At 66.0% G+C, this 15974-nt stretch carries 13 protein-coding genes; 3 read left to right on the plus strand and 10 right to left on the minus strand.

Going from position 1 to position 15974, the window contains the following annotated elements; genetic code table 11:
• Positions 1 to 114: 114 nt before the first annotated feature.
• The 3 genes from DND132_RS00180 to amrB all read left to right on the plus strand — a co-directional run bounded on the left by DND132_RS00180 (position 115) and on the right by amrB (position 5480).
• Positions 115 to 1131 carry a sigma-54 interaction domain-containing protein gene (locus DND132_RS00180; protein ID WP_014320682.1) on the plus strand — a complete coding sequence of 339 codons (1017 nt, stop codon included), beginning with the start codon at positions 115 to 117 and terminating at the stop codon, positions 1129 to 1131.
• Between the two features lie 217 nt (positions 1132 to 1348).
• Positions 1349 to 4534 (plus strand): tetratricopeptide repeat protein, encoded by a 3186-nt coding sequence (locus tag DND132_RS00185; protein WP_238528216.1) that lies wholly within the window; start codon positions 1349 to 1351, stop codon positions 4532 to 4534.
• A 136-nt stretch (positions 4535 to 4670) separates the two neighbouring features.
• A complete protein-coding gene (gene amrB / locus DND132_RS00190) occupies positions 4671 to 5480 on the plus strand; it encodes an AmmeMemoRadiSam system protein B (RefSeq protein WP_014320684.1) in 810 nt (269 codons plus the stop codon).
• Positions 5481 to 5574: 94 nt separating this feature from the next.
• On the opposite strand, the gene uxx1 is transcribed toward amrB, so the two are convergent.
• The 10 genes from uxx1 to nusA form a co-directional block, all read right to left on the minus strand.
• Positions 5575 to 5778, minus strand: coding sequence for a UXX-star selenoprotein family 1 (gene uxx1 / locus DND132_RS00195; protein ID WP_014320685.1), 204 nt, complete (start codon positions 5776 to 5778; stop codon positions 5575 to 5577).
• A gap of 144 nt (positions 5779 to 5922) precedes the next feature.
• Positions 5923 to 8184: a polyribonucleotide nucleotidyltransferase gene (gene pnp / locus DND132_RS00200; RefSeq protein ID WP_014320686.1), complete on the minus strand. Its 2262-nt coding sequence runs from the start codon at positions 8182 to 8184 to the stop codon at positions 5923 to 5925.
• A gap of 256 nt (positions 8185 to 8440) precedes the next feature.
• Positions 8441 to 8710, minus strand: coding sequence for a 30S ribosomal protein S15 (gene rpsO, locus DND132_RS00205; protein ID WP_014320687.1), 270 nt, complete (start codon positions 8708 to 8710; stop codon positions 8441 to 8443).
• A 64-nt stretch (positions 8711 to 8774) separates the two neighbouring features.
• Entirely contained in the window at positions 8775 to 9716 is a 942-nt protein-coding gene (gene truB, locus DND132_RS00210; RefSeq protein ID WP_014320688.1) for a tRNA pseudouridine(55) synthase TruB, read from the minus strand.
• Positions 9717 to 10685: a DHH family phosphoesterase gene (locus DND132_RS00215; protein WP_014320689.1), complete on the minus strand. Its 969-nt coding sequence runs from the start codon at positions 10683 to 10685 to the stop codon at positions 9717 to 9719.
• A complete protein-coding gene (gene rbfA, locus DND132_RS00220) occupies positions 10660 to 11001 on the minus strand; it encodes a 30S ribosome-binding factor RbfA (RefSeq protein ID WP_014320690.1) in 342 nt (113 codons plus the stop codon). The genes DND132_RS00215 and rbfA overlap by 26 nt, the downstream gene beginning before the upstream one ends.
• 11 nt (positions 11002 to 11012) lie before the next feature.
• Complete coding sequence (locus DND132_RS00225) at positions 11013 to 11306, minus strand: DUF503 domain-containing protein (RefSeq protein WP_014320691.1); 294 nt, start codon at positions 11304 to 11306, stop codon at positions 11013 to 11015.
• 72 nt (positions 11307 to 11378) lie between these two features.
• The gene (gene infB, locus DND132_RS00230) at positions 11379 to 14312 is read right to left on the minus strand and encodes a translation initiation factor IF-2 (RefSeq protein WP_014320692.1); all 2934 of its coding nucleotides are present in this window, start codon (positions 14310 to 14312) and stop codon (positions 11379 to 11381) included.
• A gap of 4 nt (positions 14313 to 14316) precedes the next feature.
• Complete coding sequence (locus tag DND132_RS00235; protein ID WP_014320693.1) at positions 14317 to 14553, minus strand: YlxR family protein; 237 nt, start codon at positions 14551 to 14553, stop codon at positions 14317 to 14319.
• A gap of 20 nt (positions 14554 to 14573) precedes the next feature.
• Positions 14574 to 15953 (minus strand): transcription termination factor NusA, encoded by a 1380-nt coding sequence (gene nusA / locus DND132_RS00240; RefSeq protein WP_014320694.1) that lies wholly within the window; start codon positions 15951 to 15953, stop codon positions 14574 to 14576.
• Positions 15954 to 15974 lie beyond the last annotated feature (21 nt).

Genomic DNA, 15974 nt, shown 5'->3' on the forward strand with positions numbered 1-15974 from the left:
GGTTATAGTCGTTGACATGCCGTCAGTAAATTGACAGAGAAGACGTATAGTAAAGATATGGCTGCGGGGCAGGGGGTCCCGTCGGTCGTGTATCCATGCGTATTCGGAGGGGAAATGTCGCTCAATCTGGACGGCATCATCGGGAACAGTCCGGCCCTGGCCAGGGTGTTCAAGGTCTTGGGCAAGGTCGCGCCCACGGACAGCACGGTGCTGGTCACGGGCGAGTCGGGGACCGGCAAGGAATTGCTGGTCCGGGCGCTGCATCGCAACAGCGAGCGCCGCGACATGCCGTTCGTGCCCATCAACTGCGGGGCCATCCCCAGGGAACTGCTCGAATCCGAGCTGTTCGGGCACGAGAAGGGCGCATTCACCCACGCCATCCGTTCCCGGCCGGGCCGGTTCGAGCTGGCCGACGGCGGGACCATTTTCCTGGACGAGATCGGGGACATGGATTTGTCGCTCCAGGTCAAGATCCTGCGCGCCCTCCAGGAAAAGGAGATCGAGCGCGTGGGCGGCACGTCCATCAAGAAGGTGGACGTCCGGGTGGTGGCGGCCACCAACCGGGACCTGGAGGGCGAGGTGTCCTCGGGCCGGTTCCGCGAGGACCTGTTCTACCGCCTCAACGTCATCCCCCTGAAATTGCCGCCCCTGCGCAGCCGGGGCATGGACATCCTGCTCCTGGCCGAGCACTTCCTGAACCGGCACTGCGGCAGCAAGGCGCGCAAGGCGCTGACCCTGTCAGACAAGGCGCGGGAGATGCTCCTGACCTATTCCTGGCCCGGCAACGTGCGCGAGCTGGAGAATTTCATGGAGCGGCTGACCATCCTGTGCGACGGCTGCGAGGTGGAGCCCGAGGACCTGCCGGAGAAGATCTTCACGGACATCGGGGAAAAGCCGCTCCGGCGCGAAGAGAAGATTGTGCCCATGCAACCGGTCGGGTTCGCCTGGCCCTCGCTCAAGGACATGCGCGACAAGGACATGAAGCTCAAGGATTTCCTGGAGGCCATCGAGGGCCGCCTGCTGAGCGAGGCCCTGGACCAGGCCGAGGGGGTCAAGAACAAGGCCGCCGAGCTGGTCGGCATCAAGCGGACGACCCTCATCGAGAAGCTGAAAAAAAGGGATCTGTTGTAACCTGCGGGGTAGGGCAAGAGCTGCCCGTTTCACGGGTAGCACGACAATTGCATAACTGCTTGCCGTGACTGTGAAATATGTCAAAAGCATAGCCTGGCCCCTGGCGGCCGCCCTTGTCTTGGGACTGATCCTGGCCGATCCCGCCCAAGCCCTGCGGGTGGATTTTTCTTCCCAGGGCGGTGGAGATAGGCTGGTTTTCGCTTTTGATTCCGCGACGTTGCCCAAGTCGTCCGTGGCCCGGACAGGCAAGACGTCCGTGAAGGTCCTGCTGCCTGTCGGCATCTGGGACCGCGAGGCCAGGCCCGAGTCCCGGAATTTCCCCGGCAGGCTGGTCAAATCCATGGCCATCACGGACAACGGGGTGGAGATCACCACCTCGACCGACGCCTTCGGCTACATCCGCGTGCCCGAGCAGGGCAAACCCGAATTTGTGCTCCAGGTCTATGGCGACCCCATCGGCGCGCGCTGGCAATCGCCCGACGCGCCGCCCGCCCGGACCGCCCAGGCCGCCCGGATCGCGACCCCGGCCGTGAAACCCCAGGTTGCCCAGGCCGCGAAAGCCCCGGCGGCCGCGCCGGCGAAAGCCCCGGCCGTTCCGGCTCCCGAACCCAAGGCCCCCACGGCCGCCGATGTGGCCCGCAATCTTTCCACGGTCCGTCCGGACCAGCCCGGCCCGGCGCGGGCCGAGGCGGACCTGCCGCCCGAGACCCCGCCCGCCGACCGCAAGCCGTTTTTCGCGGTGCCCTATTCCGTGCGCGACGAGGTTAAGGCCCCCGGCGACCAGACGGCCGCCCCGGCAGGGGGCGCGGCGCCCGCCGAGACCGTGACCGGCGACTATCCGCCCGCCAGCGAACTGCGCTTCAAGGCGGTGAACAAGTCGGCGGAACAAGTGAAATTCGCGGAACTGGCCGGTGACGCCGGGACCGGTTCCCCGGCGGCCGCGCCGGCCGGGACCGACGCCGAACCGGCCGCCGAACCGGCCATGCGCCAGGCCGTGACGCCCCCGCAGCAGGGAGGTGCGCCCGAGCCGCAACCAGCCGTCGAAGTTCCTGCCCCGGCGCAGGAGCCCCAGGCCGCCAACGAGGTGGTCGCCGAGGTGACGCCGCCCCCGGCCCCGGTCGAGGTCTCGGGCGCGGGCCAGGCGGGTGGCGCTGTGTCGCCGCCTCCGCCGCCGGTATCCGGTGCGGGACAGGCTGGCGGCGCGGTTTCGCCGCCTCCGCCTCCGGCCGCCCCGAGCGCCCCGATCGCCGAGACAGTACAGCCGGTTGAGCCGCCCGTGCAGCCCGTGGCCGAACAGCCCGCCCCCGAAGTCCAGCCCGAGGCCGAACAGGCCGCGCAGCCGGCAGAGGCCGCGCAGCCGGAGCAGGCCGCCGCACCCGGCGCCGAGGGAGCGCCCGCCCCGGAATTGTCGCCCGAGGAAAAGGAGAAGGCCCGGCTTGAGGCCATCAACGATAAGCTGGGCGAGGCCCAGTCCCTGATGTTCAACGGGGCCCTGGACGAGGCCCTGCCCCTGTTCGAGGACATCCTCAAGCAGCCCAAGCTGCCGGACGACGTGCGCGAGGAGACCCTGTACGCCGTGGCCGACATCAAGAAGCAGCTCGACGCGAACGACCTGCCGGGCAAGTTCGACGAGGTGGCCCAGGCGTACATCCAGGCCATGAACGCCAACCTGCGCTCCAACCGCGTGCCGCGCGCCCTGCTCAACCTCGGTCTGCTCAACCTCCAGGTGGGCAACTTCCCCGAGGCCCGGGCCTATTTCAAGATCCTGCAGGACAAGTACCCGGACGACGACAACATTCCGTCCATCAGCTACTACTGGGGCGAATACTGGTACCGCAAGGGCGACTACAAGAAGGCCGCCGACCAGTTCCAGCAGCTCATCCAGACCTATCCCGAGCACCAGCTGGCCAAGCAGGCGGCCTATTACCTGGCCGATTCCCTGGACCGGTTGGGCTACCTGGACCAGGCCTACCAGATCGTGGACTACATCGACAAACGCTGGCCCGACTACTACATGGAAAACATGGAGTTCCTGCGGTTGGCGGGCGGCGTGGAGATGCAGCTCAAGAAGTGGGACCCGGCCAAGAATCACTATTTCACCTACTACAACCTGAACCCCGAGGCCGACGGCGCGGACGTGGTCCTGGCCCGCATCGGGGACATCTATCTTCGCAAGAATCAGAAGGACGCGGCCAAGCAGGTCTACGAGAAGGCGGTCAAGGATTTCCCGGACAAGGAGGGCGGGCTCATCGCCAAGATGCGTCTGGCCGAGGAGGGCATCTACGACGATCCGGCCATGAACGAGATGGTCGATGTCTTCAACCGCCCGTACAACCTCAATCCCAAGCGGGTCTACACCGAGATCGTTTCGCAGCACCCGGACAGCCCGTTGGCCCCCATCGCCCAGCTCAAGCTGGCCATGTGGCACGCCTTCCACAAGCAGTACCCCGAGGCGCTGACCGCCGCCCAGGACCTCATCGAGAAGTACCCGGACAGCCCGCTGGCGGACAAGGCCCGGACGCTCGGCGACTCGGTCTTTGTCAGGGCCGTGCCCGGCATGCTCGCCGAGCAGCGCTACGGCCGCATCGTCCGCTACTGGGAGACCTACGACTTCATCGGCAAGAAGGACTCCAAGGTCGACGACAACACCCGGCTCGCCATCGCCACCAGCTACTGGAAGATCGGCCAGCCCGCCAAGGCCCTGGAGCTGCTCAAACCGTATCTGACCAAGAAGCAGATTCCCGGCATCTCGGACCAGGCCCTGGGCCTGGCCGTGAACATCCACCTGGACCAGCTGGCCTGGCAGGACATCTCGGACCTGGTGTCCATGGCCTCGAAGAACTGGAAGCTCAAGCCCGAGCAGCAGCGCCAGCTGGACTACGCCAGGGCCATGGCCCTCCAGAACCTGGGCGACAGCCGACGCGCCGTGACCCTGTGGGCCGATCTGGCCAAGGACATGACCGTGGACCCGGCCTTCCGGGCCTACGCCATGTACTACATGGCCAAGGACGCCATGGAGCGCCAGGACCTGCGCCGGGTCTTCGTCTATTCCCAGGAGGCCCTATCCCTGCTGCTCCAGACCGACGGCGACCCCGAGAAGATCAAGGATGCCGTGCTCATGTCCATCTACGCCACCGAACGGTCCGGCCGCTACGAGGAGGCCCTGAAGTGGGCCAGGGAGTATGACAAGTACATCTCCCCGGACAACCCCGAGTGGGCCTCCACCCGGTTCAAGCTGGCCCGCATCTACCGAAAGGCCGGGGCCATGGACGAGTGGAAGCAGCTCCTGCAGGACATCATCGACAAGAAGCCGGACTCCCTCCAGGCCCAGCTCGCCAAGTCCGCCCTGGAGACCTACGACCTCGAACAGAAGGCCAGCCAGTACGCCCCCAATCCGGGGTAGCGACCGGCCCCGGCCGCCGTTCCCACCTTCGTTTCCCCTTTCTCGCGATTTTTCGCCTTGCCGGTATGGTTGCCCGCGAAAGTGTGGTACACAGGGGGCGTGGAGTTGTGAAACGCTTGTTCATCGAGGTGGAAATATGGACAGACATCCCATAGTAGCCGGGCGGTTTTACGATGCGCAGCCGGACGAATTGTACGCCATGGTGGACGGTTTCCTCGGCCTTGCCGAGAAACGGCAGGCGGAACAGACCCTGCTGGCCATGGTGCCCCATGCCGGGTACGTCTTTTCCGGGGCGGTCTGCGGCAAGACCCTGGGCACGGCCGACCTCGCGTCCACCGTGCTCCTGCTCGGGCCCAACCACACGGGCCGGGGCGAGCGGTTCGCCCTGTGGCCCGACGGGTCCTGGCTCATTCCGGGCGGGTCCCTGGCCGTGGACACCGGGCTGGCCGAGGCGCTGCTGGCCGCCGATCCGGCCATCATGGCGGACACGGCCGCGCACATGGGCGAGCACTCTCTGGAGGTGGTCCTGCCGTTCCTTTTCCGGCTGAATCCGGCCACGACCATCGTGCCCGTGTGCGTCTCCGCGCCGTCCCTGGACTCCCTGGAGCGCGTGGGCCGGGCCGTGGGCAGGGTGTTGGCGGACTATCCCGAGCCCGTGTCCATAGTGGTCAGCTCGGACATGAGCCACTACATCTCCCACGAGGACGCCCGCGAGATGGACGGCATGGCCCTGGAGCCGATGATGACCCTGGCTCCGGCCCGGCTCTACGACACCGTGCGCTCCCGGCGCATCTCCATGTGCGGGGTCCTGCCCATGACCATGGGGTTGTTCGCGGCCGGGGAACTGGGTGCGGAGCGCGCGGAGCTGGTGGCCTACGCCACCTCGGGCGAGGTCTCGGGCGACTTCGAACAGGTGGTGGGCTACGCGGGCGTGCTGGTCGCCTGACCGTCGGACGCCGCGTTTTTGGCGTAGTGAAAAATAAGGCCATCCGATGGATGGCCTTTTTTCGTGCCCGGCTGACCGCCGGGGATCAGACGTGTCAGGAGCCCCGCTTGAAGCCGACGCAGGCGTGGCCGTCCTCGACGATGACCGGGATGCGCCGCTGCCCGCCGGAGAGCTTCAGCATCTCCTCCATGTTGGCCTCGGAGGCCAGGACGTCCACGAAGCGCGCCTCGGGGTGGGCGGCCAGGGCCCGCTTGGTGTGCGGACAGGTGGGTTTGCCGTAGATGACGATCTCGCTCATTGCGGTTCCTCGGTTTTTTTAAGGCTACCACCCGGTCCCCGGTCCCACAACCCCCAGGGGGACGGCCGGGGGAGGGGGGCCGCAAAAAAAAACGCCCTGTCCGGCGGGAGCCGGGCAGGGCGTCGTGTTTACAGCGTATGGGGCCTAGCGGCGGTCGCGGCCACGTCCGCCACGGTCACGGTCACGGTCACGGCCACGTCCGCCACGGTCGCCGCGATCACCGCGGTCGCCACGGTCGCCACGGTCGCCGCGCGGGGCGGGACGCTTGAAGTCGTCCAGGTTCACTTCCTGGCCGGCCTGCTCCATGAGCCATGCCTTGCGGGACAGGCGGATGCGTCCGCCGGGCTCCAGGGCGATGCACTTGACCCATACTTCCTGGCCGAGCTGGACGACGTCCTCCACGCGGTCCACGCGCTCGAAGTCGAGCTGGGAGACGTGCAGCATGCCTTCCTGGCCGGGCAGGATTTCGACCAGCGCGCCGACCTCGAGGATCTTGCGCACCACGCCCTTGTAGTTCTTGCCGGGCTCGGGCTTCTGGTCGTAGTAGAGGACCATTTCCTTGGCCTTTTCCATGGACGCCAGGGTCGGGGCGAAGATGGAGATCTTGCCGGAATCCTCGATGTCGATGTCCGCCTCGGTCTCGGCGGTGATGGCCTTGATGTTCTTGCCGCCGGGTCCGATGACGGAACGGATCTTCTCGGGATCGATGTAGACCACGTCCATCTGCGGGGCCAGGGTGGACAGTTCGGGGCGCGGCTTGGCGATGACCTCGGCCATGTGGTCGAGGATGTGGGTGCGCGCCTCCTTGGCCTGCTGGAGGGCCTTCTTGAGGACGTCCTGCGGGATGCCGGCGATCTTGATGTCCATCTGGATGGCGGTGATGCCGTCACGGGTGCCCGCGACCTTGAAGTCCATGTCGCCCAGCGCGTCCTCGTCGCCGAGGATGTCGGTCAGGACGAAGTACTGGTCGCCCTCCTTGCACAGGCCCATGGCGATGCCCGCCACCGGGTCGGAGATGGGCACGCCCGCGTCCATCAGGGACAGAGTCGCGCCGCACACGGAGGCCATGGACGAGGAGCCGTTGGACTCCATGATCTCGGAGACCACGCGGATGGTGAACGGGAAGTTCTCCGGGTCCGGGATGACCGGGGTCAGGGCACGTTCGGCCAGGGCGCCGTGGCCGACCTCGCGGCGGGAGGGGCCGCGCAGCATGCGGGCTTCACCGACGCAGTAGGGCGGGAAATTGTAGTGCAGCATGAACCGCTTGGTGGCGTCGCCGAGCAGGGAGTCGTAGCGCTGCTCGTCCCGGGTGGAGCCCAGGGTGGCGGTGGCCAGGGAGCAGGTCTCGCCGCGACGGAACAGGGCGGAGCCGTGGGTCTGCTGGAGCACGCCGACCTCGATGGACAGCGGGCGCACGGTGGTGGTGTTGCGGCCGTCGATGCGCAGACCTTCCTTGACGATGCGCTCGCGCACGATCTTCTTGGTCATGTCGCCGACGATGTCCTCAACGGCGGCCAGCTTGGACGGGTCGTCGGGGAACTTTTCGGCCACGGCCACCTTGGCCTTCTGCTTGGCCGCGTCCTTGGCGGCGTAGCGGACCATCTTCTCGGGGGTGGTCAGGGCCTTCTTGAGGTCGTCGGTGAGGATTTCGCCGAGGTATTCGGCCACCTGCTCGTCGCGCTGGGGCGGAGTGACCTCGAGCTTGGGCACGCCGACCTTCTCGCGCAGCTCGTCCTGGATGTCGAAGAGCGGGCGGACCTGCTCATGACCCCAGGCCAGGGCGTCGGCCACCAGGTCCTCGGAGACGAAGTTGCCGCCGCCCTCGACCATGACCATGGCATCGCGGGTGGCCGCGAAGATCAGGTTCAGGGAGGAGCGCTCCTCGATGCCCTTGTAGGAGGGGTAGAGGACGAACTCGTTGTCCACGTAGCCCACGCGGGCGCCGACGATGGGGCCGAGGAAGGGCATCTTGGAGATGTGGCAGGCGGCGGAGGCGCCGGTCAGGGCCAGGACGTCCGGGTTGACGCGCTTGTCGGCGGACAGGACGGTGGCGATGATCTGGACCTCATCGGTGAAGCCCTTGGCGAACAGGGGCCGGATGGGACGGTCGATGAGCCGGGAGACCAGGGTCTCGCGCTCGGACGGGCGGCCCACTTCGCGGCGGAAGTAGTTGCCCGGCACGCGACCGGCGGCATAGGCCATTTCCTGGTAGTTGCAGGTCAGGGGGAAGAAGCCCCGGTCTTCGGCCAGGGGCTGGGTCACGGCGGTGACCAGCACGGTGGTGTCGCCGGACGAGATGGTCACGGCGCCGGAGGCCTGGCGGGCGTATTTTCCGGTTTCAAGGGTGATGTCGAGATCGCCGACCCTCGCGGTGACGCGGGTGGCGTTGAACGGAATCATCGTCATAGAGATTCTCCTGCCTTGGATGCAAGGCAATAAAGGTGAATCACTTTCTGCGAGTATCCCTCGGGTGGGGTTAGCCGGCTTGGGGAGGAGCTTTTGGGGCAATGGAACCGAATTGGTCCCAAAAACGCCTTCCGCAGCCAACTAAACTGTGCGTGGGGATTTCGGAGCTGGGTCCGGAAAGACGGCTCCGACGCAGAAAGTGACATACGTGACGGGGGAGGTGCGACCCTCCCCCGAACATCAATTCTTCAAAGAACTACTTGCGCAGACCAAGGCGACTGATGAGGTCGCGGTAGCGCTGGATGTCCTTGTTCTGCAAGTACTTGAGCAGCTTGCGGCGCTGGCCGACAAGCTTGAGCAGACCGGTGCGGGAGTGGTGGTCCTTCTTGTGGGTCTTGAAGTGCTCGCCCAGGTAGGTGATGCGCGCGGTCAGCAGCGCGACCTGGACCTCGGGAGACCCGGTGTCGCCTTCGGCGGTCTTGTACTCGTCGATAATCTTCTGTTTTTCTTCAGCAGTCATCACCACAGCGGTATCCTCCTAAGTTGGATGTTGCTTGTATCGTTTTGCCGGACCGAATGCCCGAAGCGGATCAGTCCCGGTTCCAGAGTCCCCGGAGAATGGCCCATCTGGGCTTGCCGTCCTGAAGCTTGGCCTCCACCAGTGCCAGGGGTTCGTCGTCGGGACCGAGCAGCATGGCCTGGTCGCCGAGTTCGCCCGCCAGCAGGGTGCCGGGCTGGTCGGCCACCGGCAGCCAGGACCCGTTCATGACGAGTCCGGCCAGCGGTTCGGTCAACCGAAACCTCGGCCAGTGGGGCAGGGTGTCCCGCAGGGGGATCACCCGTTCCGGAAACAGCTCCGGATGCTCCAGGACGTCCTCCAGGGAGTAGGCCTGTTCGAGCCGAAAGGGCTCGCTGGCCTCCCTGACCAGGCTGGTCAGCGCCGCGCCGCACCCCATTCGTGTCCCCAAGCTGTGGACCAGGGATCGTATGTAGGTGCCCGCGGAACAGCTGACCCTGAATGCCGCGTTGAGCGGATTCGCGTCCAACACTTCCACATGAGAAACAACAATGGGCTTTGTCTTGACCGGTGTCTCCAGGCCCTCGCGGGCCAGGGCGTACAGCGGCTTGCCCTGGTGTTTGGCAGCCGAATAGGCAGGAACTTCCTGCTCTGTCAACTCTTTCCAAAACAAAATTTCACGTTCGACATCGCCGGGGGTGGCGTCCACCGGGCATTCTTTGAGGACTTCTCCTTGGATATCAAACGTATCGGTGGTGATTCCGAGCCGAAACGTGCCGGAATAGGTCTTGGTCCCGCCGGTCAGGTACGGCGCGAGCTTGGTGCCGTTGCCGAGCAGGACCAGGAGCACGCCCTCGGCCATTGGGTCCAGGGTCCCTCCGTGGCCGATCTTGTACTGCCTGAGGCGGTGCTTGATGTCGTTCAGGCAGGCGGCCGAGGTGGGCCCGGACGGTTTGTTCAGGATCAGCAGGCCGTCGAGCTGGAACGGGCTGCGCTGGTTGCGTCGGCGTCCCATCTAGGCGATCCCCAACTGGTCGGCCACGGCCCGGACAAGCCGCGCCTTGACCTCGGCCAGGGGGCCCTGGATGGACCCGCCCGCCGCGTTCTTGTGTCCGCCGCCGCCGAAGCGGGCGGCCACCTTCTGGACGTTGTCGTCGCCGTAGGAGCGCAGGCTGAACTTGTAGAGGTCCGGCCCCTCCTCGCGCAGGATGGCGGCCACGCGCACGGTCTTCAGGCGGCGCAGGAAATTGATCAGGTTCTCGGTGTCCGCGTTGGTCGTGCCGGTGCGCGCGAACATCTCCTTCGTGATGACCGTGGCGCTGACCCGCTTGTCCAGGAAGAGCTCCATGGCGGACATGGCCTCGGTCCAGAGCTTCATGCGGTTCTCGGACCACTGCTTGGTGATGCGCTCGTTCATGCCCGCGATGTCCAGGCCGTTGCGCAGCATCCCGGCGGCCAGCTCCAGGGACTCCGGGGTGGTGTTGCCGTAGGTGAAGAAGCCGGTGTCCGTGGCCACGGCCAGGTAGACGCACTCTGCCAGGGGGCCGGTCAGGGGCACGCCCAGGGCGTCGGCCAGCAGGGCGATCATGCCGCCCACGGACGGCTGCTTGGCGTCCACCCAGTTGACCTCGCCGAACAGGTCGTTGCCCAGGTGGTGGTCGATGTTGACGATCCTGGTCTCGCCCGCGCGGGCGGCCAGGGCTTCGCCCATGCGCTCCCCGCTGCCGCAGTCCAGGACGAAGGTCCAGGCGGGCAGGGCGTCGGGCAGGTCGCGCTCGATGGGCGCGGGCAGGTCGATGAAGGCGTAGCGCGAGGGCAGTCCGGACGGATTGTACAGGGAGACCTTCCTGCCCAGGGCGGCCAGGATGTGGCCCAGGGCGCAGATGGACCCGATGGCGTCGCCGTCCGGGCTGTAGTGCGAGGCGACCAGGAACTCGTCGTGGCCCGCGATGACCTCGCTAATCCGTCGGATGGGGCTTTCCATAGACCACGTCCTCGAGAAATTCGTCGAATTGGAACCGCAGTTCCGGGGTGTATTGCAGTTTGAGGATGCGCCCGAGCCGGGAGCGCAGGAAGCCGGTGGCCTTTTCCAGGCCCTCCTGGACCTCACGGCGGTGCTCGGCGTCGCCGGACACGGTGTAGAAGATTTCGGCGATGCGCAGGTTGGAGTTCATGCGCACCCCGGACAGGGTGACGAGGTTCAGGCGCGGGTCAGCGGCCTCCTCCACGAGGAGGGTGCCGATCTCGCGCATGATCTGGTCGCCCATGCGCACGGCGCGGCGGGAAGTGGATGCTTTCATAACCGTATCCTCTATTCGGAATCCGAGAAGATTTCCGTGTTGCAGCGGGTCAGCTCCGCCGGAGAGATGGCCTCGACCATGGCCAGGGCCTTGGACAAAGTGCTCTCCACGCGGCCGGACTCGTTGGCCGTGGTGACCACGGCCAGGACCAGCTTGTCATGTACGTCGAGGGCATCCACCTCGGCAACGGAAACATTGAACTTGTTCCGCAGCTTTTGTTTCAGGCTCAGGGAAACCTTGCGCTTGTCCTTGAGGGAGCGGTTGCCGTGGAGCCTGAACTCGAGGTGGAGCACGCCGATAATCATGCCGGTCCCCTGTAAAATAAACACGGGCGGCCCATTGTCCAATGAGCCGCCCGCGATTTTCGATCCGTTGCGCTAGTCGATGGTGCGGGCGACTTCCTTGGTCTCGAAGACCTCGATGGTGTCGCCGACCTTGACGTCGTTGAACTTCTCCAGGCCGATGCCGCACTCGTAGCCCTTGACCACTTCGCGGACGTCGTCCTTTTCGCGGCGCAGGGACGCGACCTGGCCGGTGTAGATGACCACGCCGTCGCGCAGCAGGCGCGCCTTGGCGTTGCGGGTGATCTTGCCGTCGGCCACGAAGCAGCCCGCGATGACGCCGACCTTGGGCACGTTGAAGGTGGCGCGCACCTCGGCCTGGCCCAGGTAGACCTCCTCGATGTCCGGGGTGAGCATGCCGCTCATGGCGTCCTTCACTTCCTGCACCAGCTTGTAGATGATGTCGTAGAAGCGGATTTCGACGCCTTCCTGTTCGGCGATCTGCTTGACCTTCAGGTTCGGGCGCACGTTGAAGCCGATGATGATCGCTTCGGAGGCTCCCGCCAGGAGGATGTCGGACTCGGTGATGGCGCCCGCGCCGCCGTGGACCACGCTGATCTTGACCTCGTCCGTGGACAGCTTGTTCAGGGCCTCGGTCACGGCTTCCAGCGAACCCTGCACGTCGGCCTTGAGGACCAGGTTCAGGGTCTGGGCCTCGTCGTTGGGCCTGGAGGCCAGGAAGGACTCCAGGGTGACCTTGGTCTTGGCGGACAGGATCTTCTCGCGTTGCTTCATGGCGCGGCTTTGAGCGATGCGGCGGGCGACCTTCTCGTCGTCCACCACGAACAGCTCGTCACCGGCCTCGGGCAGGCCGTCGAAGCCCTGGATTTCCACGGGCAAGGCCGGTCCGGCGGATTTGATCTTCTTGCCCTGGTCGTTGAACATGGCCCGGACCTTGCCGAAGTGGATGCCGGACACGAAGGAGTCGCCCTGGTTCAGGGTGCCTTCGCTGATGAGCATGGTGCCCACCGGGCCGCGGCCCTTGTCCAGGCGCGCCTCGACGATGTGGCCCCGGGCGTGCTTGTCCGGGTTGGCCTTGAGCTCCATGACCTCGGCCTGGAGCAGGACCATCTCGAGCAGCTCGTCGATGCCTTCCTTCTTCTTGGCAGAGACCGGGGCGAAGATGGTGTCGCCGCCCCATTCCTCGGGAGACAGGCCGAGTTCGGCCAGCTCGCGCTTGACGTTGTCCGGGTTGGCCCCTTCCTTGTCCATCTTGTTCACGGCCACGACGATGGGCACGCCCGCCGCCCTGGAGTGGGAGATGGCCTCGCGGGTCTGGTCCATGACGCCGTCGTCGGCGGCGACCACCAGGATGACGATGTCGGTCACCTGGGCGCCGCGCATGCGCATGGTCGTGAAGGCCTCGTGGCCGGGGGTGTCCAGGAAGACGATCTCGCCCCGGTCGGTCTGCACGTGGTATGCGCCGATGTGCTGGGTGATGCCGCCCGCTTCGCCCTCGGTCACGTGGGACATGCGGATGGCGTCGAGCAGGGAGGTCTTGCCGTGGTCGACGTGGCCCATGATGGTCACGACCGGCGGACGCGGCTTGAGGTCCTCATCCTTGTCCGCCTGGGTGGGGACGAGGAATTCCTGCTCGTCAAAGGAAATGTTCTCCACCTCGTAGCCGAACTCGCCGGCCAGCAGGGAAGCGGTGTCCAGATCCAGGGACTGGTTGATGGTCGCCATGACGCCCATGCCGAACAGGGCCTTGATCAGGTCCTGGGCCTTGACGCCCATCTGGTGGGCCATGTCGGACAGCCGGATGGCCTCGTCGAATTTGATCTTGCGCTTGGCCGCCTTCATGGGCTGCGCCTGACCCTGTTCCTGCTGCATGATGGGCTGCTGGCCGCGACGTGCCCCTCCCTTCTTCTTGCGGCCCTTGCGGCCCGCCGGGAAGTTGCTGTCGTTGTACAGCTTGTTGGTGTGGTCCTGGCCGCTCTCGGTGGCGAACTCCACCACGCGGCGGTCCTTCTTGCCCTTTTTCTTCTTGCTGCGGCCGTCGCCCACGGACGGATCCGGCATGGGACCGTCGGAACCGCCTTCGGGACCTGCGCCGGGCCGACCGGGACGTCCGGCCGGGCGAGCGCCCGCCGGACGGGGGGACGCGGGGCGTCCGCCTGCGGGACGGCGTTCGGGCTGGGCCATCTTGGCCGCTTCGCGGGCCTGCACCTCCGCCTCGGTGGGCATGGAGATGATCTTGACCTTGGGGGCCTCGACCTCGCGCTTCTTCTTTTTCTTCTTCCGGGGCTCGCCGCGTTCGGCCTTGTCCTCGTCCTCGAAAGAGGCTTCGGGCTCCTCGCGCACGGCCTTGCCGGCCGGCTTTTCGGGAGCGGCAGCCTCGGCGACCGGGGCTTCGGGTTCGGCAACGGGTGCGGCTTCGGGTTCGGCGACGGCTTCGGGTGCGGGTGCGGCTTCGGGCCGGGCTTCGGCAGGCGCGGGTTCGGGAACGGCCTCTTCTGCCACGGCTTCAGCGACCGGAGCCGGTTCGGCTTCGGCGGCCACCGGTTCGGGGGCCTGAACGGGCTCCTCCACGGCGGGCTTGATGATTCGGACCTTGGGCTCGGCCTTGCGCGGGGCCGGCTTGGGCGCGGGCTCCTCGACGGGCTCGGCCACGGGCTCCTGCGCGGCGGGTTCGGCCTCCACGGCCTCGGGCGCTTCGGTCTCCGGGACGGACTCCTCGGACTCCTCGTCCGATTCCTCGATCTCGGGGGCCTCGGCCTCTTCCCTGGGGGACTTGGCCTTCTTGCGCCTGCGCCGGATGATGACGCCGGATTCGCCCACGCGGCGGACCTCCTTCTTGCCGGAGCCGCCTTTCTTCAATTCCGCCTTGAGGCGGTCCACATCTTCGTCTTCCACGACGGTCTTCTGGCTTTTCGCCTGAACGCCGATCTCACGAAGCTGCTGAATGATCTCCTTGTTGCTGAGACCGAGCTCAGCAGCCAAGTCTTCTACCCGAACCTTCGCCGTCATCTAATCACCTCGCACGTTTCTTCATCAGGCCCGCGATCATCTTGGGGAATATTTCCCTGCACCTGGCCTGGCCGCATACGTAATATCCACGTCCCGGCCGGGTCATGGCCGGGTCCGGCACCGGACTCGCGTCCGGTCCGTCCGTCTCCACCGGGGGCACGTACCGCGACAGCTCCCCCTTGGGGAACCGCCCTCGGCAGACTACGCACATGCGTTCGGGTTCGTGTCCCTTGCCGCCCATGCGTCGCCCCCTTGCGGAGTCTATTTGTTCTCCTCGCCCTCGGCGGGAGTTTCGGTTTCGTCTTCGATTTCGTCTTCGGTCTCGTCTTCGGCCGCTTCCTCGACCACTTCCTCGACCGCCTCGGGGGCCGTCTCTTCGGCCTCATGGGCGTCGGCCGGAGCGGTGGCCTCCAGGTCGGGAGCGAGCATGTTGATGGCCAGGCGCATGTCCCCGATCTTGGACTCGGTCATGCCCTTGATGGCCAGCAACTCCTCGTCGGAGGCCTGGACGATGGACTCGATGGACTCGAAGCCCGCGCTGAAGAAGTTCTCCATGGGGACCTCGGCCACGCTGGCGATCTGGTCCATGCCCTTGCGGGCGGCGTTGAGCTCGCCGTACCGGGATTCCGTGAAAATGTCTATTTTCCAGCCGAGCAGCTTGGCGGCCAGCTTGACGTTCTGTCCCTTGCGGCCGATGGCCAGGGTCAGCTGATCGTCGGGGCAGACCACTTCCAATGCCTCTTCCTCGTCGTCCACGGTGATCCGGGTGATCACGGCCGGGGACAGAGCGTGCTGGGCGTACATGGCGATGTCCGGGGACCAGACCACGATGTCGATACGCTCGCCCTTGAGCTCCTGGACCACGTTCTGGATGCGCGAGCCGCGGATGCCGACGCAGGCGCCCACCGGATCCACGTCGCGGTCGCGGGACATGACCGCCACCTTGGCGCGCAGGCCCGGATCACGGGCCACGCCCATGATCTTGACCGTGCCGTCGGCCACCTCGGGCACCTCGCGCTTGAACAGCTCGACCATGTAGTCCGGGTGGGAGCGGGAGACGATGACCTGGGGTCCGCGCGACTCCTTCAATACATCTATGATATAGGCCTGCACCCGGTCACCGCGCTTGTAGCGCTCCCTGGGGATCTGCTCTTCCTTGGGCAGCAGGGCCTCGGTCCGGCCGAGGTTGATGATCCAGCCGGTGCGGTCGCGGCGCTGGATGATGCCGCTGGCGATCTCGGACACGCGGTCCTTGTATTCTTCGTAGATGATTTCCTGTTCGGCGTCGCGCATGCGCTGGATGATGACCTGCTTGGCCGACTGCGCGGCGATGCGGCCGAGGTCCTCGACCTTGACCGGGAAGCCCATCTCGTCGTCCAGCTGGGCGTTGGGATCGTGGGTCCGGGCGTCTTCGAGGGAAATTTCGCTGATGGGGTCGTGGACCTCGTCCACGACGACCTTGAACTCGAAGACCTCGATCTCGCCGCGCTCTTCGTTGAAGGCCACCTCGATGTCCATGGTCTCGCCGTACTTGCGGGCCACGGCCGAGCGCACGGCCTCCTCAAGGGTGTCGATCAGCAGGTCGCGGTCGATGCCCCTGTCCTTGCTAATCTGGTCGATGGCTCTTTTCAGCTCCGACATGATAAACCTCCGCTTGTGCCG

The sequence above is a fragment of the Pseudodesulfovibrio mercurii genome (assembly GCF_000189295.2).
Classification (GTDB): domain Bacteria; phylum Desulfobacterota; class Desulfovibrionia; order Desulfovibrionales; family Desulfovibrionaceae; genus Pseudodesulfovibrio; species Pseudodesulfovibrio mercurii.